Here is a 20542-nt window from a genome sequence, read left to right as displayed (position 1 = left end):
GTATGTGTTTAGTTTATAATTCCTTTTGAAGATACACCAGCTACAAATGCTCAAATGATTACTACTCTGAGTTTTAAATTCTAACTACATATATGTCCGTTTATAGTTGTCAGAATTTCTAAATCTGTAACTTTCTTGTTTGATCGTTCAATTTCGTATTTGCTACGGTTTTTATCAAATTGTTTCAAACATGTTTATATATGGTCTCTTGCAGGTTTGAATCAACTAATTTAGGTGCTAAATACCGTATAGAAAATTCATGAGAATTTTTGGAAGTAGACTATAACTAGCAATGAATTATACACGCTTAAATTTGCAATAGTTTTTTAAAAGCAAGCATTAAGTTTTTCATCGATTTGCTGCATCAAAGCCCAAATATATATATGATAATCTTTCATATGAAAATCGCCCTCGGTAAAGATAATAGGGCTTTGTAAATTTTCTAATTCGTTAGGTCGTTGGTCCGAAATGTTTGGGGTGTAATTTACAGCCAAGCCTATTCTATGATTAGATTCTCTTTTTAATCGCGCCGTATACATATCATCAAAAGCTACAAAATTTGCGCCATTACTAAAATTATACTGAATACCTGGTGTGATATAACGCATTGGATTATTTTGCGAATTAAAAATTAAATTATCATGAAAAAACGTATCACTATTCAGATGAGTTGTACGATATACCAATCCGCTATTTACTAAAGTTTCACTAAACGAGGGAAAGGTTGTAATCGGTTCTGGTATGGTCTGGTCATTTTCATAACTTCTCCAGTAATGAACACAACCACACTCATTGGTGGTAGTACAGAGTCCTATGTTTTCCCACCAACCACCTAATGTTGAATTATCTAACCCATAAACGTAGCCCATGCCGCCTAATGCAGCAGTTACTAATTTTTCTCGTAGTTCTGGATTAGTGTCAAAGAGGTCTCTCACTAACATGGCTAAAAGAAACGACCCTTGAGAATGTCCTGCAAGAATAATCTTATTACCATTATTATGGTTGTCTAAGTAATTTTGAAAAGATGCTTTTATATCGGAATAGGCTTCTAATAAACCTGTTGCTCTTTCTTCTTCTGTATGAGAAGCACTTAGGAAAGATGCAGGTGTAGCTTGCCTATATTTTGGTGCATAAAAGCGACCATATTTTGCCAATAATGCTCCTTGAGCTAAAATGGTTAGACCAATATAATTTGTGTCTTGATTATCAATAGCTACTGTGCTTGGAATTAGTGGTGGATTATCAAGATGTGTTGGATGTACCCAAAATACATCAATACCTGTATTTGTGGTGGCGTTATTATTAATCTCAATGGTAGAACTTAGGCTTAAACTTTCATCAATCACTGCAATATCTAAATCATAAGATTCTAAAAAATTTAAAGGTTGATTGGGATGAAAATACCAATTATTCACTGTGCTATAGTCCGTTGTTGAAATAGGAATGTCTATAACATTAGAGTCAGGTTCTTGTTCTTCTTGAACAGTAAAACAAGAAAATAAGAAAAGTAGAACTATAAATAACCCGAAGCATTTTATTAATTTCATGCTTTTTTGACTATTGTAATCTTAAAAGGTTTAATAGGTATTTCGAATTATTTTTAAGTATAATTTTGTGTTTGTTGCGTTACGTTATTGAATAGAGCTTTAGTTTAGCTGCATTACAGGCCACTGTTTTGTATATGAAAAACAGCAGATTTTAAGCCCTATATTTTCAATGTAATAAGGGTTTGTAACTTATTGAAATTTAATTGTTTAATAGGTGGAATCGCTGTTTCTGATATACGTTTTTAGCTATAGTATTTTTACTGGTTTCTTATTATCGTCAATCGCAACAAATGTAAATTCTCCGGATACTGCTTTTTCTCGGAAATCGGTGTACATTTCCTCTACGAAAATATCTACTCTCACTTTTAAACTTGTATGTCCTACGTGGGTAACATATCCATCGAGTTCCACAATAGTTCCTGCAGGAATAGGCTTTTTAAAGTCAATTTTATCACTACTAACAGTAACCATTTGTTGTCGACTAAACCTTGTTGCTGTTATAAACGCCGTTTCGTCCATTAATTGCATTGCTGTGCCTCCGAAAAGGGTGTCGTAATGATTCGTTGTATTAGGAAAAACCGCTTTAAAGATTTTCGACCTTGATTTTTTTATTTTTTGCTCTACGTCCATTATACTACTTGTTTTTCTAATGCTATAAAATGCGTTGTTTCTTTGTGGTAAAGCGGTATAATCTTTACCTCACATTTGTAAATTGATTTGTCTTTTCGGTGATTGACTATGACTTCCTTGAACGGTTTGTTAAGTTCAATTTTAGACTTAATCTTTGCTTTAGTTCTTAATGAGGTTTTCTCGCCTTGTAAAAACCTCGGTGTTTTGTTTAGAGCAAATGATTTTGAATAACCAGTCATAGACGTGAAACCATCATTTACCCATATTATTTTCTGATTTATATCAGTAATAATCAAGGCTTCGTAATCATTCTCAGCAAAAGCAATTTCAAGGTCATTTTGCCAATTAAATTGTTTTGCAAAAGAAAGAACTTTTTCCAATTCAATTTTCTTTTTGGCTTCAGTCATTCGTTTATGATAACCATCCCTATAAATATCCCAACTCAATAATGGCATCGATTTTGATTTTCTAGTACCAATTTTATGTTTGATTTTGTCGTATTCCTCATTGGTCAGATTTGATAAGTAAATATCCAAAGAGTTCATTGCAGCAAGATCATGTTTCATAATATCGTTTTTTATATTGTAGCCAATGTATTTGTGTATGATTAGTGACGTGTTTAAACCCGCAATTTAGCACACTTGTTTGCGCAACAGCTAAGTAAAAACCGACTAGAAAATCGGGGTTCGTAAGCCAGTCCTGAGCGTAGTCGAAGGGTAGGCGAGGATTAGCAAGAAATTATATATACTGTTAGCCACTGGTTTAATTTAATTCAGTTGAGGTATCATCTATGTATTTTTTAATAATATCGAGTAAAAGATCTATCTGTTCAAGATGCGTTCTAAATTGAACAATGGCTATTCGTATCCAAAAGACATTATTTATGTTCGTAGATGATAGAAATATACGTCCATCAGTTTGAATGGCTTCAATTAACTCTCTGTTGAATACGTTTGCATCTCCATCTTTAGGAACGTACCTAAAAATAGCCACAGAAAGTTCTGGTTCTGGGCCTACTTCAAACCCAGGTAATTTTTGTATTTCATCATAAAAATATGTTGTGAGGTTTAGTTTTTCTTCTAATGCTGCTCTAAAAGGTTTTAAGCCAAATAATTTTAATGGCAGCCACATTCTCATCCCTCGAAAGTGCTTTGTTTGTTCGGCAGATATATCTGCAGGTGAAATTTCATCTTCTTTACCCACAGTATCTTGCATATAGTCCGCTAGACAGTGATAGGCTTTTAATAAATTCTCTTTGTCTTTTATGAGTACAGCACCTGTTCCATAAGGAAGAAAAAGTGTTTTGTGCGGATCTAGAGTTATGGAATCCGCTTCTGTTATGCCTTTAAATTTTGAATCTAATTTTTTAACTAATTTAAAGAAACCACCATAAGCTCCATCGACATGAAACCATAGTTTGTGTTTTTTAGCGATCTCTGCAATGGCTTCTAGAGGATCAATTGTTCCTGTATTGGTGGTACCAAATGAAGCATTGATATAGAAAGGAATCAACCCCTTTTCTTTGTCTTCAATAATGGCCGTTTCTAAATGTTCTGCGGAAAGCTTTAGGTTGTTGTCTAAAGGTATATATCTTAATTGCGCTTCAGATAATCCTGAAATTCGGATGGCTTTTAATATAGAATGATGTGCTTGTTTTGTAAGATAAATTACAGATTTTTCAAAATCTCTAGCTTTAAGGTTATAAGCTTCACGTGCTGTTACTAAGGCCATTAAGTTAGCAATGGATCCACCTGAAGTTAAATTCCCAAAGGCAGTAGTAGGATAACCCATAAGGCGACACATCCATTTAATAATCATATTTTCTAAACGAACGGCTCCTGGTGCAGCATAAAATACTCCAGCATAACGATTGCTAATGGCTGCCATATAATCTCCAAGCGCAGAAGGGTAAAGTCCACCACCAGGAATGTAACCCATGTGTCCGCCAGAGGCAGGATTTATACCTACGCCGTCAATATTTTTTGTTGTACTATCTAATAATGAGGTTAATTCAACTGCTTGCTCTTCAATATCTAAATTATAGATAGCCTTTCCATTTTCTTTAGACTGAATAAAAGCTTTTGAAGTGTCTAAGTTGTTTATGAATGTATTGGAATACTCTAAAACCTCAGCGTTCCATTGTTCTCTTATGCTTTCTTTAGGGTCTAAAAGACGTGATAATTTCTCTAACTCTTTAATCTTATTAATCATGGTTAAATAATAGTTGTGAATGTTATTATAAACTTGCGGCTAACTCGTAATATCATAATTTTCATAAGTCCTATCCATAAATTTATCAGGATATAACAAAGGTTTCTTATCAGAAAAATTATGAGAAACGAAGTTAATTATATTTATTGATATAGCGAGATGTAATTGTACGTATAAATCCCTAAATCACAGGCCAAGTTAAAACCTTTTATGCTATATAACGTTCGTTAAGCTGTAAGGTTGTGAAAAACAATGTCTTATATATTGAAAAGCACAAGGCTTGCGTTCAGTAGTTTTTAAACTGATATTAAGAAAATTATTATCGGAATAAACTATCAGCGTCCCGATTGCTAGGGATTCGCAGGTAGGCTTGCACTAGCAATGAACTATACACGTTAATAGCTTAGATTTTTTTTCAGTTCGTCTTTATCTATTAATATTAAAATACCTCCAATTACAAATCCACTTATTAATCCGCCAAAATGAGCTGCATTATCAATTCCTCCTAAAAACCCGAATAGCAGACTTACTCCAGCATAAAGTCCCAACAACATCCAAGTCATTCCACGCATATAATCTGGATAAATCTTGAAAACGGTAAAAGCTAAAATCAGTCCATAAAGTCCAAAAATTGCTCCAGATGCTCCAACGCTAACTGTATTTTCGTGCCAATAAATACTCGCTAAACTTGCTAGTGTTCCGCAACCAATGTAGATAATTATAAGTTTTAAAGAACCTAGAGCCTTTTCCAACAAACTACTGCCAAGTCCAAGTCCGATTAAATTCATAAACAAGTGTAAGAGTCCACCGTGAATAAATAAAGAAGAAAATAATCTCCAATATTCTCCATTCATAACTTCAAATCGTCTATTTCCTCCAATTTCGAGTAATTCTCTTGGTGTAGGAGAAACGATGTTAAGTCCGTTAAAGGTCATAATTAGGAATACAATAATATTTAGAAGTAATAAAATTGCTGTAGCTTTATTTTCGCCTATTGGATTTAAAAGGCTTATCAGATCTTTTAAATGATCTTCTTTTAGTGGTTTATTTTTCTTAAAATCGTTTAATTCCTTTTCGTCAATTTTAGGAATTACTACCATTACTAAAAGGGCTAGTGCTCCGATACCAAAAGACCCAAAAATCCAGGAAAACGAATTACCAAGTCTTTCTTCAAAAACATCTTTTTTAGGTACAAGTATTATTTGTTCCTTTTCGTTTAGATTAGCGTTTCTTTTTTGTATTGCTTCTATAAATCCATCTCTGTCGTCTGAATATCCTAGTCGTTCAAAATATTCTACATCGTGAAAATTATATGTTTTAAATTCTTGTTCTGATGTATTTAAAAAAGTTCTGTATTCTGATTTTTTTCTTTGTTCATTAATACGATTACTTAAATTCTTTTTATACTCAACTCCATACCAAATAGAACTCGTTTCCTTAAAAGGACAGGCGAGATATAAGTAAAAGTTTAGATTATCATTATTTCGACCAGAAGTTCTCGCAGTTACATATGGAAGGCTTGAGTTATGGTCAATATCAAATGAGCTTATTTTAAAATATTTTTCATTTTTTAATTCTTTAACTTTTGCTATTGAAGGTATTTCGTTTAAGTCAAAAGAATTTTTCTCAATGTAGTGTTGACTTATTATTAATGGCACAGCGATTGCTACGGCCATAGCAAATTGATATGCAAAATAGCCGTTATCTGTTTTGCCTCTAACATTTAAAATTCTAATTCTTCTTCGTAACCAAATAAGTATTGGAATGCAAGGAAGAGCGAAAGGAATCCAAAAATTCAATAGGTTTTCCTTTAAGGGTAGAATTCCGAGTTTGATATCTAAAGTCCAACGAAATATATTGTAAAAAAGAATTGTTCCTATCGAAACTATTAAAAATGGAACATATACGTCTTTAATTTTTGTTTTTATAGTGTTCAATAAGGAGATGTTGGTTTTAAATGCAAGCTAACATTTTTGTATATGGTTTGTTGTGTGGTTGTGTAACGTTTTTTATTTAGTACCATCTTATTTGATATGGATACTTTTCATAAATCACATTGTCTTCGTTTATTGTGTTTCCATTTCGACCATTAATCTCTCCTAATTTCTGTAATTCGTGTGCCTCTGTTGTTTTTCCAATTCGTCTTAAACAATCCGATTTGAAAATTTGGACTTCTGAAAAGTTAGGGTAAATTTCTAAAGCCTTGTCGAAAATTTCAATTGCTCCTAAATAAACTTTTTGCTCATATTTACTAATACCATAATAAAACAAGTCTAAATGGTGAAGCCAATCTTTGCCTTTATCTTTTAGTTGGTATTCGTAATCTTGTTTAAAAATCTGTTCCGCTTTTTCAAATTCATTTAATTGTAAGTAGGAAAGCCCAATGTAAAAGTCATAGGAATGGTCCATAACATAGCTATATCCAAACCTTTTTTTGCAATCTTTAAAATCTGTAATCGCATCTCTATACGTTTTAGCAAAAATACATTTTATGAATGCTCGATAATCTTGCCACCCTTGTCTGTCGTATTTTACAGCCTTATCAATAAAGTCCACTCCAACCTCATATTTTCCTTGTTTGAACATTGGCATTGCCTTTTGTTGCCATAAATATGCGATAGTGCTATCTTTTGCAAGTCCTTTGTCAATTTCTTCTTGCCATTCTCTTGAAAATAGTTCGTGTTTCCACGCTCCGTTTTTCAGATGTTCATTTATTATTTCTTTCTGCTTTTCTTTCTGCGGACTTAATGCTATCACTTTATTTTTTGCTAAATCTTTGTCAGATGTATCAGATTGGCCACAAGAAGACATTGTAGCAAATAATAAAATGGTCAATATTTTGATGTCACTTATCAATTTTTGGTCAAATGTTGCCTAGCGGATTAGCGTATGATATCATGGCGTGGTTATGCCCTAAAGTTTTCAATTATAGAAGACACATCTTCTATCTTTTTCCATTCAGTAGGTCTTTCAAAGTCCTGTCCTGACTTTAGAACTTTCGCATTTGGATAATTATCTCGAATGTTTTCCCAAGTCGTATCGCTCCATTTGTCGTTATCCATCTCAATGAGTTTTACATTCTTTAAGGGACCAGAAACAGCTTTACCAATCAATGGCCACCACAAGCTTTCTGTTTCTCTATCCCAAAGTACAAATCCATCTAACCCATTCCATATTTCTTTATCATAGTAGGTATATCCACTTAATGCAAATGTTAGTTCTTTATTTCCATAATTTCGCTCATAAATAGCACCCAAATCAGCCAATATACAATAAGCCGCCATTATAGGTTTACCATCCAGAACGTCGTTAACAACTTCGTGTCTAGTAAGGTCTTTAACAGAGTAAGCTTTAATCTCATTACCAGATTGTGCTAGCAAAAATCTTGTACTGTCTGCCCAAACTTGGTTAGCTTCTGTGACAGAAATAAATTCTGGTTTTAATAAGGCTGGAAATTTTTCACGACCAATTCCATAATGAAACTGTTCATCTTTAAGTAAATAGTCACTTATGTCGAAATGTTGATTTTCCAATTCTCCACCATACAACATTTTCTTTCCGTCAACTTCAAAAAATTTACCATCTTCTAAAGCAACAGGTCGTTTCTTTTTTACAATTTCTTTTTTGTCTACTGATTTAACGTCTTCTTTTTTTGACTGCTCTTTACATCCTATAAAAAGAATCGTCAGACATAGAAAAATGATTTTTTTCATTATTGTTTGTTTAATGTTCGCTAACGCTCTTGTATATGGTTAGTTACGTGGTTAGGCAACTAAGTTAGCAAACTTTTACGAACCTAATGAAATTTCGGCATTATGTTTCGTGGTTTTCAGCATCTATTTTAGAGACTTCTAGTTAAACGGCTAATAGTGCTAATCCAATTTTCTTAAAATGTGCTTGAATACTTTCTACTTTTTCAGCTTTAATATCGAAATAATAATGCTCGTATTCATATCTTATGTTTTCCGCACCAAAATTTACTATCATTTTACGATGTATTGTTTTTAATTTTTTGGAGGTTTTAAATTTGTACCTTTTCATTCTATCGTTTGTTCTTTCAGTTTTATTTTCTCAGTATATTTATTTTCAGCATTCTGCTTAGATATTATGGCCTAGGTGTTTCTTTGGTTTGTCATAAATTATACACGCTGTTGAAGCCAGTTATTTAATTCCAAATTTCATTCGATTCTGTTAAAATGACAGGATATTTATCAGTTACCAGTATCGTTTGTTCGTGTTGAGTTACATAGCCACCTTTATTGCCTACTAAAGTCCAACCGTCATTTAATTCTACAGCAACAGTTGAATTTGTTGAAATAAAAGTTTCTATTGCTACTGTGGTGTTTTTTTTGAATCGTTCTCTGTTACTTTTAACTCTGTAGTTTAAAATATTTTCAGGCTCTTCGTGTAAACTTCTTCCGACTCCGTGGCCAGCCAAATTTTTAATAACTTTAAACCCTGACTTTTTAGCTTCAGTTTCTATTAAATATCCAATTTCAGAAATTTTCACTCCGCCTTTTATATTGTTTATAGCTTTACGTAGAATGTTTTTAGAAGCATCTACAAGCGGTTGGTGATTATAAATGTCTTTTCCAAGAACAAAAGAGCCACCATTGTCAGACCAAAAACCGTTAAGTTCCGCAGAGACATCAATATTAATTAAATCTCCTTCTTTCAAAATCTTTTTATTTGATGGTATTCCGTGTGCTGCTTCTTTGTTTATACTTATACAAGAATAACCAGGAAATCCATAGGTTTCATAAGGGGCAGATTTAGCACCATAACTCTTTAAAATTTCACCTCCATATTCATCTAATTCTTTAGTAGACATTCCAACTTTAGCATATTCCCTCATTAATTTTAGTGTAGTTCCAACAACTTCACTAATTTTTTTCATTCCGATTAATTCAGATTCTTTTGTTATTGACATTTCGTAATTTTTATTAATCTTTTATTTTCATTAGTTGACTATACAATTCATCTAAAAATCTTTGTTGATTTTTATCTTCCTTAAAGTACCTTTGATTATTTACACCGCAAGATTCGATATCCAGAATGTTTTTTTTGTTAAAAGACCAATCATTTGTGTTCTCTACAGTTATTCCCAAATTATCATTACAACGTAACCATAAATTAGAAAATTGTGTTTTTTTAGTATTATTCAGCTTATCGAAATCGGCATTAACAGAAAACCCTTTCATTTTTGAGTTATAAAATTTATGAATAGAAGTTATCGGGACTCCTCCCCAATCTATTGTAACTCCTTTCTTAAAAGAAATATCAGTAACATTCTCTTCATTTAGTAATTTTTCTTGCTCGTATTTCTCCCAAAAAAAACGTTTTTTATATGTAATCTTCGTTCCTTTTGGTAAAGGTATATTTTTAATAGTTATGGATTCAGTAGTTATAAAATAAGGACTTTCATCTGGCTTATTGAGCACCCACATTGAACCAAGTGCATTCATATAAGCATAAATAGAACCAATCAATAAAAGTAGAATAATACTAATTATGATAACTAATTTTTTTCTTTCCATTTTTGTAATGCGTTCCAATTCTTATATTACAGGCAAAATGTCTGTGTACGTTTAGTTGCGTGGTTTAGGCAACTAAGTTAGTAAACTTTTACGAACCCGTTAAAATTCCGAAGGAATTTTTGTGAGTAGGGAAGACTCTAGCAAATTAATTAAACGCGGTGTTGTGCGTAGTTTTAGTCCTTATTTAAAATTCTCCACGTATTATCTGTTTCTTTTAAACCATTTAGAATACCACTAAAATGACCTTTTCCGTAAATTATTGCAATTTTCACTTTTGTTTCTTTTGCAACTTCATTAACAACAATTTGATTCCTAAATTCAACAACTGTGTCATCGTATTTTTTTTTATCTTTAAGCTTGTTTTCACAAGTTGATTCTTGAAATATAGAGGTTTCAAAGTCACAAGGTTCTAAATGTATAACTTCATACTTTTCTTCATAGTAATTTACCATATCTTTTAAGGTCGTATCTACGTTACGACTATTTAAAGAGTCAAGACCTAATTCTTTATTAGAAGGTTGATTGACTAACTCTTTTTTTAGTTTAAATTTAAACTTCTTTTTTAATAATGAATCTATTGAACCAGTATAGCCATTTTCTGTAAATGGGATATTTCTCAATTTTCTAACCTTCCTTAAAATTGTGTCTTCTTTTTTATGAGCAATTACATTTTCATAATAGAAATAGTACCCTTTTTGGTTTAAGGAATCAATTTTATATTTAATATCTTCATAAAGATTTTTTGTTCCGACATGGATCATTGGAAAAAATATAATCTCTTTAGAATCACTTTTTAATTTTATTAATTCAATTTTTTCATCGTATGCACCATATTTTTTTAGTGCCGTATTGAAAACTATGCCTTTACAGCTAATGCAAGTAATTAATAAAAATAAAAGAGAAATTTTTTTCATGAACATTGGTTTTTATTTGCGTACAAGGTGTTTGTATATATGGTTTGTTGCGTGGCTTAAGTACCTAATTTAGCAAATAAAAACCGATAGAAAATCCATTAGAATTTTGTGAGTAGGCTAGAACCAGCATTAAATTATATACGATGTAACCACCAGTTATTTTATCAGTTTAATAATATTCGGATATAAATTTTCCGTATGTCCTTTGTTCGTTTTAATAGCAAAAGTTATCGGTGATATGATATTCAAAGCATAAAGTGCGATAAATATATAAAATAGAATTTCATAAGTTCCGTAATGCATTAGTTTAAATAGAGCAAAAGTCGTTATAGAAATAAAAGTAAAAACAGACCAAACTATCTGAAAATTTAAAAGATTTGCTCCAATCTCTTTTAGTCCAATTATCTTATCTTTTTTGTTCATCCATAAAATGAGAGGAACAATTATGTTTCCAACTGGTATTGCCAAAAATACTATTACTGAAAGATGAAAAACTATTAAATAATTTTTATCCGTTTGTTTTCCGTAATCTAAAATATCTTCTGTATTTATGTTTAGAGCTTCGCAAATCAAATTCAAGGTTTTTCCACGTGGTTCACTTTCATTGTTTTCAATTCGTTGAATTGTCCTTAAATTCACTTTAGCAGATTCAGCCAATTCCTCTTGAGAAAGTCCTTTTTTCTTTCTTACTTCTCTAATTTTATTTCCGATTTCGTTCATAATTAATTTTGATTTATTGTTTGGACAAAACTACTTATGAATCTATCATTTTGATAACGGTTTGTTTGCGACATTTGTACGACATTCTTGTCAATATGTTGATTTTGTTGGGTTTTTCCGTTTATGTATGTTTAGTTGTGTGGTTTAGTAAATAAACACTAAACAGAAAATCTGTTAGGATTTTTGTAAGCAAGCTCAAACAAGCCATTAATTACACACGTTGTTCTACGCAGTTTTTATTCGTGTTAATTTTTAATTTCAGTTGTTAATTCAGTCGGATTATATTCAAAAGTTCCATTTCCGCTTGGGCAGCAATTCGCATCTTCTTCTGACCAAGCAAAATATTCTCCAATAATTGTTTTTCCAAGCCCTTTGGTCATAAGTCCAATTGCAAGAATTGGGAAAATAGTTTTTTTATAAAATTTGTTTAATTTTTCTAGTTTGTAATTTTGTTAAATTACGTAGAGCGGTCTCGTGTATCCGTCAGTTACGGGTTTAAAGTTACTGTTTTTCGGTTAATCACAGGCTTTAGCAATTCCGCGTGGATATGACTATGTCCGAATCCACGCGGAATTGTGCTTATACATTGTTGGCTGTAATGTTTTTTCAATCCCATATTTTTGGTCTTTCAATTTTCATTGCTCTTAAATACGACAAAAATTGTCCTGCGTGAACTGATTCGTGATATCCAATCCGCAATAAATATGTTCCAAGTATTTTCTTTTCTCCGTTCCCAGGATGAATGATTTCGGTTTCGTTTAATTCCGTATCCGAAAATTGCCTTACACGTTCTATAAATGTTTTTCTATACGGTTCGGCAAATTCAAGTTCATCAGTAAGGTTAATGAATGGTCGGTTTTTCCAAGGTGTTTTATAATTCGTCATATCACCTTGATTAATAATAAGGTTCCATCCATAATCAGCCTCCAAAACGTGTCTTATCATGTCTGACGCACTCATTGCTTTTTCGTCAGGTTTCCAATTATAATATTTCTCAGGTAGTCCATTCCAAAGTTTTATACTTCTTCTCCTTATTTCTTTAAAATTTAAAATTATAAATTCAGATTGGGTCATTTTCTTTGTATCGTGTTTCAAACAACTTATTTAGTAAATAATTACCGACTAAGAAAGACCGCGAGGACTTTCGTAAGCTAGCTAAAACTAGCAATTAATTTTATACGGTGTTATTTGCAGGCTTTACTTCATGGATTTTAATATATAGTTAGGTATCATTTCGTTTGGCGGTGTACTTTTACCATACAATTGATAAGAATTATAGTTTCCACCTGTAAATACTGTAATCATATCGAGTTCAGGCCAAATGTTGATTTTTTGTCCGCCATTACCCGAAGCTAAATATGAGTTATATGTTTTTCCGTTAATTATAAAATATTTATGTTCCCACAGATAACCGTAATCACCTTTGTCCATATTAAATGTTTTATCAATCCAACTTTTTGATATTATTTGATTGCCTTTCCATTTACCACCATCTTTAAATAATTTTGCTAATTTAATTAAGTCTCTTGATGTAAAATACGTTTGACTAAAATCGTCTTTACTCGTTTGATTTGGTTCGAAAGTCCATTTGTAATTTGAAATATTTAAAGGTTCAAAAAGATTTTCTTTTGCAAAATCCTCAATTTTCTTATCTGTTGCTATTTCTATTAAACTGCCTAAAGTCAAAGCACATCCTGTACAATAAGATGATGATTTACCAGATTCTTCAATCATTGGTAAATTGAGCGTGTATTTTACCCAATCTTTACTTTGCATCATTTTTAATTCATTTCCTTTACTTGCAGGATTATTGTTTTCACAATCCATTCCGTGGCGATACATTAAGAAATTTTCTATTGTAATTTCTTTTTTTCTTTTGTCTAAATTGGTAATTTCTGAATATTTAGAATTAAAATAGGGTAATAGTTCATCTTTTTCGCTTTTTATAAATCCTTGGTCAACCGCTATGCCGAGAATTCCGCCAATGAGTGGTTTTGTGGCAGACCTTAATTGATGTGGTGTATTTTCATCATAACCGTAAAAATATTCCTCAAGTACTAATGTGTTGTTTTTATAAATCAAGATGCTATGGACATCGGGAAAATTACCTTTAATGGTTTCTTTGACCATATCGACTATAAGTTTGGGGTTTTTAAATTCATCGTCCAAATTGCCCGTTAAAAGTCCATCATCAGTTTCTATCGGTTGCTTATACACGTAATTTTCTGGATTATCGAAAAGTTCTTTTCTCGGAAACATATTCGATTTATCAATAGCTCTTGTAAGTAACTTAAATTCATGACCGTCAGTCTTATAGTTTATTACTTTATTTGAGTTGTCCCTTTCAAAAATTACAGAACTTCCTTGCATATCTATAAAACTATCCAAAGCAATAAATTTTAAAGGATATTTTGCATTATCTATAACAGCATAAAGCGTGGTGTCCATCGCCGAAGCTTTAAGTTCTAATGTCGTATTATCAACATACTCGTATTTGCCTTCATAATCTAAAAGACTTTGGTATTCCGATTTCTCTTTCGTTACCGAACAACCAATAAATAAAGGAATTAATAAAAGTAAATATTTCATTTAAATTCTGTTTTTGGATAAGCAAGATTGTTTTTTTGCTTGCACATACCGTGTTTGTGTATGTCTAGTTGCATGTGTTAAACACTAAAGTAAGAAAATAAATGACAGCTATAAAGTACATAAGGACTTTCGTAAATAGGCTATAACTAGCAATGAATTTTATACGTTGTTGGCAAACGTTATTTATCCGTATGTTTAAATCAGAAATTACTATTTGTTCAGTTGCCCTAATTTTTCAACTTTTTTCAACCATTTAGCTCTAAACTCTTCTGTAGAAAGCCGTATAGGTCCAATGGCTGTAATTCGCACTTTTTTTACACCAATATAATGCAATGTTCCTTTTTTCATTGCATTGTGGCTAGGGCTTTTATAAACAAATTTGTAAAACCAAGTTGGTTGATCCATTGTGCAAATTATTCTGGCAGATTTACCTGTTAGGCACTTATCCGAAAGCAATGCGTTTTCTCTTTTTTTAAAAGCAAACCCAGGAAGTAATATCCGATCTAAAAAGCCTTTCATCATTGCAGGGACAGAGCTCCACCAAATAGGATATACCCAAACTATATGGTCTGCCCATTTTAATTTATCTTGTGCATCTAGTAAATCTGGTTCTAGTTCAGTCCGTTTTCTATATCCAAATTCTAGGTTTGGATTGAAATTCAATTCTCGAATATTAATTTCTTTTATTTCAGCATTTGATTTTTTTGCTCCTATTTTATAGGCTTCTGAAAGTGCAAAACTGAAGCTTTCCTTGTCAGGATGTCCGTTTATAATGAGTATTTTCTTCATCTACTTAGAGATATTTTTTGATTTTTGATTCAAATTGTGTTCCTGATAAAGTTTCTGTATTGAAGAATTTATAGAGTATGAAAGTAGCAGGAACGGTCAAAAAGAAGCTACAAATTGCAAAAGTGGTAATGCTACAAAGCACAGCTAAGATTTGTGAGCTAAGTTCTCCCAAGTAATTTTGTGCGATAAAAAAAAGATAGATGGCTTCTGAATAGTCATAAAAGCGAACGGTGGTTTCGTAGATAAGCCAAGTAGGATAAAACCATTTTCTAATAGGTTCCCACCATTTTCCCCAAATTGACTTTAGTTGTTTGTTGTTTTCTTCCATTTTTAAACTTTTTTACAAAGTTTATTTTAATGGAAGATGTATCATTTGATATAAATCAAATTCGTTTTTTTGGATTTCTTATTCTGCTTAATGTTTCAAGTGTAATTCCTAAATATGATGCAATGTGCGTAAGAGGTATTCTTTGGGTTATATTTGGATAAATATTTAAAAGGTGTTTATATCGTTCTTCTGCCTTGTTGAACTGAATTGTGTATAATCTTTCACAGAGTCCCAACATAGTTTGAGTCACAACTTTACTGATAAAACGTTCAAAATCGTGGTGCTTTTTTGAAAGGCAATCCACTGTATCTTTTGAAAATTCAAGGACAACGGAATCTTCAATAAATTCAACATAATGAGGACTTGGCTCTTCGCTGAAAAAACTGATAATTGCAGCCATTATTTCATTTTCAAAAGTGAACCAGTCAGAAATGTCCTTTCCGTCTTTTAAATAATATGCTCTTGAACAACCTTTTACAATTAAGTAGGCTTTTTTAGAAAATTGTCCCTCACGAACTACAATCTCACCCTTTTTATAACTTACAATTTTTGAATTCGCAATTAACTCTTGTTGACATTCATTGGTAATAGGATGATATGTTTCTCCAATTTTATTTAAGATATTTTCAATGTTCATTCTTTATTGACTGAAATTTTACGCTTTAGTACAGAGGTTCGTTTTAATGTTTGCCAACGTTTATGTATAAGAAAAGTTGCGGTTTTGTGTGCGAGGATTTTCGGAAATAAAATCAGACGTAACAAAAGAGCAACGATCTTTGTTTAAGCCTAAAATAGCAATTATTTTAATACTGTGTTGGGTACAGTTATTTTTATCGGTTTAATATTTTCATAAGGTTCTTTTTCGTTCGCAAATTGTAAATTGTCAAAAGCGATTGCAGATTTACCTTTTTCTATTTCAGTATTAATTAAATTTTCCAAAAACTCAATTCCCATTGCGTCAACTCCATAATAATCTAAAAGGATAGAATCGTTTTTTTCAAAACAGGCTTTAATGATTAGTGCTTTTTTGTTTTTGAAGCTCAAATATTCAAATTTCTCATTTAAACTAATTCCGATTTCTTCTGCGATTCTTCTTGCTGTAAGTTTGTCAATCTGCATTTTATTAATCAGATATTTATTTACAGTCAAAGGGTTTAAAAATTCCGTAACAGTATTTTGTCGGTAGTTTTTTGCCCAAGGAAAATCAGTTTTTTGATTTTGGAACCGTTTTATCAATTCGATAGTTAAGTCAAAACCTAATGGTAAGTTTTCAAGATTGAAATTCGGAATATAAATTCGGATTAGATTTCCGCTTTTTAATTCAAATTCAGGCACAGAAATTCCGTTTATCTCAAACTCTTCGTTATGAAAAATACTGTTCGTCATAATTGTACTCAACGGTCTCGTATAACCGTCAGTTACGGGTTAATATGCGTTAATTTTCGGTTTAGCACAGACGTTAGCAATTCCGAGTGGATTCGGACGTAGTCGAATCCGCCGTAATTGCGGTTATACATTGTTGTGAGCAGTACTTTATTCACAATATTCAGTCAGTTTTATGCTTTTTAATGCTTTAAAAAATTCAGTTTGCGTTGAGTCAGATAGATTGTTTCCATAAAAACTCAAACTTGTTTTGTTAGAATTCGGTCTACCGTTTTTTAAGTTGTCAATGTAAATTCCGCTTGCTCCAAATCCTTTATTTTTTGGCTTTATAAATTTAGCTACAAAGCAGTCAATACTGTCCAATTTGTATTCGTACTTAAAGTAATCTTTTGCGTCATATTCAGCGGTTAGAAAGTCCTCGATAACTAAATGCTTTACATTTTCTAATTGCTTTTTTTGCTTGTCGCTAAATTCTGCATATTCAGATTGCTCAAATACCAACACCTCTGGGTTTTTAGTCAAATCAGGTGAGTACCAACCTAAATCAAAAATCAGCGTGTCGTTTTTGTCTGTTATCAATCCGCTAACATAGCTGTCAATTCCTTTTATTTCATATTCCGACCAACTTTTGGGAACTGTTATTTCAAACGCTCCGTAGTCAATCGTTTTGTTTTCCGACTTATCACACGATAAAATCAGAAGTAAAATAAGTATCGATAGCGTTTTTCTCATATTGCTCACAACGTGAATTATAACAGCAAAATACATCGTTACCCAATTACATTCTCGGGATAAGGTTTGTTTTTACGCTATTATATATCGTAAATCTAACAAAAAGAAATCAATTTTTTCTACGATAAGTAACTTAGCAGCCACAAAAAAAACCACCAAGTTGTCACATGGTGGTTTTTTTAAGTTTCTAATATTTTTATTAAGATTCGGTATTTACGACACCAAGTGTATAGAGTTGTTCCATAGTTGGTGACACGCTTCCTCCTTCGGGTTCTAAAGTGATACCAAATGCTTGGCTTTCATTAGTGTTGGCAATGGTAAAGATTTTATTGTCGTCGGTATTAAAATCGTCTATTGTTCCTAAGCTTGTTGGTGTTAACGGATTTAGTGTAAGGGACCAAACTTGCCACACTTTCCCTTCTGGTGCACTTGGTAATCCTTCTCCATCGAGATAAATGGTATTGTTTGCTTTGTTCCAATATACTTTAGCAAAGCTAGTAGCAAACTCTCCTTGGCCACCAAGTGGTACGGCAATAATTTCTCTATCTCTAATAACATCTAATAGGTTTTTAGTGGCTGCCAAATCGGTTCTGGCATCTTCTATTTGTGTTTCGAGATATTGGTTTTCTATGTCAGCCGTTTGCAATTCTTGCTCTAGGTCTGAGTTCTGGTTTAATGTCCAAACTAAACCAGCTGCCAACAAGATAGATGCAGCCCAACCTGTATAACTGATCCAATTAGTCTTTCTTGGTTGTAGTTCTACCACTTTAGAGTCTTCAGCGTTTAACCTTGCCTTAATAGACGCATAGCCTTTTGCTCTTGGAGATGCTGCTGCGGTTAATTTAACCACAGCGCTTTCTATTGCTTCAACTTCTTGTAACAACTCAGGGTGTTGTTTTAAGCGTTGATAGATCTCTTCATTTTCTGTTTCAGGAAGTTTTCCGGCTACATATAGCTCTAAAATACCTGATTCTATGTAAGCGTTTATATCCATATTACAATACCATATCTCTTAATTGTTGAATACAATTTCGGTTTCTTGTTTTAATAGTACCTAATGGCATTTGTAATTCTTCCGAAGCTTCCTTTTGTGTGAATCCTTTAAAATACAGGAGTTCAATCACGGCTTTACATTTTTCGCCTAATTGCGTTACAAAGGTTTTAATACCAATGGCATCCGTACTGTTATCTAAATTATCATGGCTGGCTATAATATCTACGAAATAATCCGTATTCAGGTTTTTTCGAGATTGTTTAAATGCCTTAGACCGTGTTTTATCAATCGCTGCATTCCTAGCAATGTTAAGAATCCATGTAAAAAAACGCCCTTTTTTTGAAGAGTAAGTATCGGCCTTATGCCACGCTTTTATAAAAACATCTTGCATTAGCTCGTCTGCAATAGCCGTATCTTTAACGATATTGTAAACGACACCATGTATGCTTTTGTGGTACATCCCATAAAGCTTTTCAAAAGCTACATGGTTTTTATCTTGAAACTGTTTTACCAGTAATTCTAATTCCATTTATTCGCGATTTTACTTAGAATATTTCGCAGAAATGGGGAAGAAAATCGCCGCAATTGTTCTAACAATGTAATTGATGTAATATGTTTTAGGAGTTATTCAATAATACCTGCACAACCGATACGTGCACCTGCAGCTCCTGTAGGCTGCGTTTTTAAATCATCTTCACCTATATGTACAATAATGGCTTTACCTAAAATATCTTTGGTTTCATCTCCACAACCAATACACCATTCATCTGTAGTTTTGGTTATAGTTGCGCGACCGTTAGCATTAGCTTCCAAGTTTCCAATGTCTCCTTTGTGATAGCCAGCTTCATCTCCCCAAGCACCATGTGGTTGACCTGTAGGATTCCAGTGACCTCCAGAAGATGTACCATCATCAGCAGAACAATCTGCTTTTTCATGAATATGAATAGCGTGTTTACCTTCTTCTAAACCGGTAACTGTACCAACCATAGTTACCATTCCGTTTTTATCAGAAAAGTTAACTGTGCCTTCAACGTTACTTCCACTCTTTGGTGATAAGGTTATTGATAGTTTTTTTGGTGTCGTTACAACTTCTTCGATGTCTTCGACTTCGGTTTCAATTACCGTTTCATTTTCTTTTTTTGTGTCCTTACACGCTGTGGCTGCAGATAATACAATAAAAGAAAATATAATTAATTTTAAATTTTTCATAATATACTTTATTAAATTATTTATTGCTGTTAAAAATTCTCCTAACGGATGGTTTATTAATCATCACTAATTGAACTTGGTTCAATGCTAATTTTTAAAATTACGTTAGATAGAAATGATTATCAATCAATGCACACAAATTAATGAAGTAAAAAGTGCTTTAGATGCTCAATCACAACTATTATTAATTCATTTGATAATAGTTAAAATACGGTTATCAGATTTTAAAATTAAAAGGGGTTTACTTGTCGCGTAAATAAGTACTTACTTCTATTGCGACATCTTCCCAGGTTTTACTCACTCCGTCAGCACCTTTGTGCAGATCAAAGCAAACTTTATTTAAAGACTCTAAAGCCCCTAATGCGTCCCAATCTTCAAGATTCATGGTAGCTTTCATACTTACACGTCTTTCATCTGTAATATTTACTTCTAACGGTAGGTCTTTAGTAACGCCATTCATTGTAACTTCGGCAGAATAGGCCTCGTTAGCATATTTAATTTTTCCTGTTAAAAATTCAGGATTTAACATCACACCAAAAAATGAGTTCTTTAGCTTTTCATCTCTAATATCATCCATAGTAAATAAACTACTTACAGGAATAGAAAACTCTAAGTTATTTAAAGCAGCTTCTGGTGTTGCACCTTCTTTGTCATCAAAATTGAGCGTTGCAAATTCACCAGCTACGGGAACTTTGTCGGTTGTTTTATAAGCTGTCCATTTTACATTGGTAGCTTCAGACTTAACAACATATTTAATAGTGTTCTCTATAGTTTCTTTAGTATCGGCTTCTTTTTTTTCTTGTTTACAAGATGAAAGAACTAAGCTAATAGAGATTAAAAGTGATAAGAATTTTATGCTTTTCATGATTTGTTTATTTTGAGTAAAATTAATGATATAACTGCGTTAATGCAAGTAACACGTACGACTTAACTAGAAATTTTTAACCTGTATGATATAA

General features: G+C 32.3%; 24 protein-coding genes. All 24 read right to left on the bottom strand.

The window, feature by feature from the left end; translation table 11 throughout:
* Window positions 1-326: 326 nt before the first annotated feature.
* The 24 genes from ITJ86_RS05800 to ITJ86_RS05695 all read right to left on the bottom strand — a co-directional run bounded on the left by ITJ86_RS05800 (window position 327) and on the right by ITJ86_RS05695 (window position 20448).
* Complete coding sequence (locus ITJ86_RS05800) at window positions 327-1547, bottom strand: DUF3089 domain-containing protein (protein ID WP_195870674.1); 1221 nt, start codon at window positions 1545-1547, stop codon at window positions 327-329.
* 246 nt (window positions 1548-1793) lie between these two features.
* Window positions 1794-2177, bottom strand: coding sequence for an acyl-CoA thioesterase (locus ITJ86_RS05795; RefSeq protein WP_195870673.1), 384 nt, complete (start codon window positions 2175-2177; stop codon window positions 1794-1796).
* A complete protein-coding gene (locus ITJ86_RS05790) occupies window positions 2177-2743 on the bottom strand; it encodes a PAS domain-containing protein (RefSeq protein WP_195870672.1) in 567 nt (188 codons plus the stop codon). The genes ITJ86_RS05795 and ITJ86_RS05790 overlap by 1 nt, the downstream gene beginning before the upstream one ends.
* Before the next feature lie 196 nt (window positions 2744-2939).
* Complete coding sequence (locus ITJ86_RS05785; protein WP_195870671.1) at window positions 2940-4388, bottom strand: pyridoxal phosphate-dependent decarboxylase family protein; 1449 nt, start codon at window positions 4386-4388, stop codon at window positions 2940-2942.
* 395 nt (window positions 4389-4783) lie between these two features.
* Window positions 4784-6325 carry a rhomboid family intramembrane serine protease gene (locus tag ITJ86_RS05780; protein ID WP_195870670.1) on the bottom strand — a complete coding sequence of 514 codons (1542 nt, stop codon included), beginning with the start codon at window positions 6323-6325 and terminating at the stop codon, window positions 4784-4786.
* Window positions 6326-6401: 76 nt separating this feature from the next.
* Window positions 6402-7223: a tetratricopeptide repeat protein gene (locus tag ITJ86_RS05775; RefSeq protein ID WP_230080234.1), complete on the bottom strand. Its 822-nt coding sequence runs from the start codon at window positions 7221-7223 to the stop codon at window positions 6402-6404.
* Window positions 7224-7294: 71 nt separating this feature from the next.
* The gene (locus tag ITJ86_RS05770) at window positions 7295-8101 is read right to left on the bottom strand and encodes a DUF3179 domain-containing (seleno)protein (RefSeq protein ID WP_195870669.1); all 807 of its coding nucleotides are present in this window, start codon (window positions 8099-8101) and stop codon (window positions 7295-7297) included.
* A 142-nt stretch (window positions 8102-8243) separates the two neighbouring features.
* Window positions 8244-8375 (bottom strand): hypothetical protein, encoded by a 132-nt coding sequence (locus tag ITJ86_RS17440; protein WP_262897289.1) that lies wholly within the window; start codon window positions 8373-8375, stop codon window positions 8244-8246.
* A 178-nt stretch (window positions 8376-8553) separates the two neighbouring features.
* Complete coding sequence (gene map / locus ITJ86_RS05765; RefSeq protein WP_195870668.1) at window positions 8554-9318, bottom strand: type I methionyl aminopeptidase; 765 nt, start codon at window positions 9316-9318, stop codon at window positions 8554-8556.
* 13 nt (window positions 9319-9331) lie between these two features.
* Complete coding sequence (locus ITJ86_RS05760; protein WP_195870667.1) at window positions 9332-9925, bottom strand: hypothetical protein; 594 nt, start codon at window positions 9923-9925, stop codon at window positions 9332-9334.
* Window positions 9926-10098: 173 nt separating this feature from the next.
* On the bottom strand, window positions 10099-10839 hold the full coding sequence (locus ITJ86_RS05755) for a hypothetical protein (RefSeq protein ID WP_195870666.1): 741 nt from the start codon (window positions 10837-10839) through the stop codon (window positions 10099-10101).
* Window positions 10840-10995: 156 nt separating this feature from the next.
* Entirely contained in the window at window positions 10996-11559 is a 564-nt protein-coding gene (locus ITJ86_RS05750) for a helix-turn-helix domain-containing protein (protein ID WP_195870665.1), read from the bottom strand.
* Between the two features lie 245 nt (window positions 11560-11804).
* The gene (locus tag ITJ86_RS17435; protein WP_262897288.1) at window positions 11805-11939 is read right to left on the bottom strand and encodes a hypothetical protein; all 135 of its coding nucleotides are present in this window, start codon (window positions 11937-11939) and stop codon (window positions 11805-11807) included.
* 226 nt (window positions 11940-12165) lie between these two features.
* Entirely contained in the window at window positions 12166-12654 is a 489-nt protein-coding gene (locus ITJ86_RS05745) for a DinB family protein (RefSeq protein WP_230080233.1), read from the bottom strand.
* A 102-nt stretch (window positions 12655-12756) separates the two neighbouring features.
* Window positions 12757-14148: a serine hydrolase domain-containing protein gene (locus tag ITJ86_RS05740; protein WP_195870664.1), complete on the bottom strand. Its 1392-nt coding sequence runs from the start codon at window positions 14146-14148 to the stop codon at window positions 12757-12759.
* A 210-nt stretch (window positions 14149-14358) separates the two neighbouring features.
* Window positions 14359-14937 carry an NAD(P)H-dependent oxidoreductase gene (locus tag ITJ86_RS05735; RefSeq protein WP_195870663.1) on the bottom strand — a complete coding sequence of 193 codons (579 nt, stop codon included), beginning with the start codon at window positions 14935-14937 and terminating at the stop codon, window positions 14359-14361.
* 4 nt (window positions 14938-14941) lie between these two features.
* Window positions 14942-15265 carry a hypothetical protein gene (locus ITJ86_RS05730; protein ID WP_195870662.1) on the bottom strand — a complete coding sequence of 108 codons (324 nt, stop codon included), beginning with the start codon at window positions 15263-15265 and terminating at the stop codon, window positions 14942-14944.
* Window positions 15266-15320: 55 nt separating this feature from the next.
* Entirely contained in the window at window positions 15321-15902 is a 582-nt protein-coding gene (locus ITJ86_RS05725; protein WP_195870661.1) for a Crp/Fnr family transcriptional regulator, read from the bottom strand.
* A gap of 161 nt (window positions 15903-16063) precedes the next feature.
* Window positions 16064-16651 carry a hypothetical protein gene (locus ITJ86_RS05720; protein WP_195870660.1) on the bottom strand — a complete coding sequence of 196 codons (588 nt, stop codon included), beginning with the start codon at window positions 16649-16651 and terminating at the stop codon, window positions 16064-16066.
* Between the two features lie 147 nt (window positions 16652-16798).
* Entirely contained in the window at window positions 16799-17380 is a 582-nt protein-coding gene (locus ITJ86_RS05715) for a hypothetical protein (RefSeq protein WP_195870659.1), read from the bottom strand.
* Window positions 17381-17579: 199 nt separating this feature from the next.
* Window positions 17580-18374: an anti-sigma factor gene (locus ITJ86_RS05710; protein WP_195870658.1), complete on the bottom strand. Its 795-nt coding sequence runs from the start codon at window positions 18372-18374 to the stop codon at window positions 17580-17582.
* 1 nt (window position 18375) lies between these two features.
* Entirely contained in the window at window positions 18376-18903 is a 528-nt protein-coding gene (locus ITJ86_RS05705) for an RNA polymerase sigma factor (protein WP_195870657.1), read from the bottom strand.
* A 95-nt stretch (window positions 18904-18998) separates the two neighbouring features.
* Window positions 18999-19583, bottom strand: a complete 585-nt coding sequence (locus ITJ86_RS05700; RefSeq protein WP_195870656.1) for a superoxide dismutase family protein — start codon at window positions 19581-19583, stop codon at window positions 18999-19001.
* Between the two features lie 241 nt (window positions 19584-19824).
* The gene (locus tag ITJ86_RS05695) at window positions 19825-20448 is read right to left on the bottom strand and encodes a YceI family protein (RefSeq protein ID WP_195870655.1); all 624 of its coding nucleotides are present in this window, start codon (window positions 20446-20448) and stop codon (window positions 19825-19827) included.
* Between the last annotated feature and the right edge of the window lie 94 nt (window positions 20449-20542).

It is taken from the genome of Winogradskyella marina, from assembly GCF_015645385.1.
GTDB lineage: Bacteria > Bacteroidota > Bacteroidia > Flavobacteriales > Flavobacteriaceae > Winogradskyella > Winogradskyella marina.
The sequence above is the reverse complement of the archived record's forward strand: the minus strand, read 5'-3'. Positions and strand labels throughout refer to the sequence as shown.

Excerpts from the sequence above, each read along its gene's own strand:
- ITJ86_RS05705 (WP_195870657.1), bottom strand. The coding sequence starts at position 18,903 with ATGGAATTAGAATTACTGGTAAAACAGTTTCAAGATAAAAACCATGTA.
- ITJ86_RS05735 (WP_195870663.1), bottom strand. The coding sequence starts at position 14,937 with ATGAAGAAAATACTCATTATAAACGGACATCCTGACAAGGAAAGCTTC.
- ITJ86_RS05725 (WP_195870661.1), bottom strand. The coding sequence starts at position 15,902 with ATGAACATTGAAAATATCTTAAATAAAATTGGAGAAACATATCATCCT.
- ITJ86_RS05760 (WP_195870667.1), bottom strand. The coding sequence starts at position 9,925 with ATGGAAAGAAAAAAATTAGTTATCATAATTAGTATTATTCTACTTTTA.
- ITJ86_RS05800 (WP_195870674.1), bottom strand. The coding sequence starts at position 1,547 with ATGAAATTAATAAAATGCTTCGGGTTATTTATAGTTCTACTTTTCTTA.
- ITJ86_RS05750 (WP_195870665.1), bottom strand. The coding sequence starts at position 11,559 with ATGAACGAAATCGGAAATAAAATTAGAGAAGTAAGAAAGAAAAAAGGA.
- ITJ86_RS05790 (WP_195870672.1), bottom strand. The coding sequence starts at position 2,743 with ATGAAACATGATCTTGCTGCAATGAACTCTTTGGATATTTACTTATCA.
- ITJ86_RS17440 (WP_262897289.1), bottom strand. The coding sequence starts at position 8,375 with ATGATAGTAAATTTTGGTGCGGAAAACATAAGATATGAATACGAGCAT.
- ITJ86_RS05710 (WP_195870658.1), bottom strand. The coding sequence starts at position 18,374 with ATGGATATAAACGCTTACATAGAATCAGGTATTTTAGAGCTATATGTA.
- ITJ86_RS05730 (WP_195870662.1), bottom strand. The coding sequence starts at position 15,265 with ATGGAAGAAAACAACAAACAACTAAAGTCAATTTGGGGAAAATGGTGG.
- ITJ86_RS05700 (WP_195870656.1), bottom strand. The coding sequence starts at position 19,583 with ATGAAAAATTTAAAATTAATTATATTTTCTTTTATTGTATTATCTGCA.
- ITJ86_RS05720 (WP_195870660.1), bottom strand. The coding sequence starts at position 16,651 with ATGACGAACAGTATTTTTCATAACGAAGAGTTTGAGATAAACGGAATT.
- map (WP_195870668.1), bottom strand. The coding sequence starts at position 9,318 with ATGTCAATAACAAAAGAATCTGAATTAATCGGAATGAAAAAAATTAGT.
- ITJ86_RS05740 (WP_195870664.1), bottom strand. The coding sequence starts at position 14,148 with ATGAAATATTTACTTTTATTAATTCCTTTATTTATTGGTTGTTCGGTA.
- ITJ86_RS05695 (WP_195870655.1), bottom strand. The coding sequence starts at position 20,448 with ATGAAAAGCATAAAATTCTTATCACTTTTAATCTCTATTAGCTTAGTT.
- ITJ86_RS05785 (WP_195870671.1), bottom strand. The coding sequence starts at position 4,388 with ATGATTAATAAGATTAAAGAGTTAGAGAAATTATCACGTCTTTTAGAC.
- ITJ86_RS05795 (WP_195870673.1), bottom strand. The coding sequence starts at position 2,177 with ATGGACGTAGAGCAAAAAATAAAAAAATCAAGGTCGAAAATCTTTAAA.
- ITJ86_RS05715 (WP_195870659.1), bottom strand. The coding sequence starts at position 17,380 with ATGAGAAAAACGCTATCGATACTTATTTTACTTCTGATTTTATCGTGT.
- ITJ86_RS17435 (WP_262897288.1), bottom strand. The coding sequence starts at position 11,939 with ATGACCAAAGGGCTTGGAAAAACAATTATTGGAGAATATTTTGCTTGG.
- ITJ86_RS05770 (WP_195870669.1), bottom strand. The coding sequence starts at position 8,101 with ATGAAAAAAATCATTTTTCTATGTCTGACGATTCTTTTTATAGGATGT.
- ITJ86_RS05755 (WP_195870666.1), bottom strand. The coding sequence starts at position 10,839 with ATGAAAAAAATTTCTCTTTTATTTTTATTAATTACTTGCATTAGCTGT.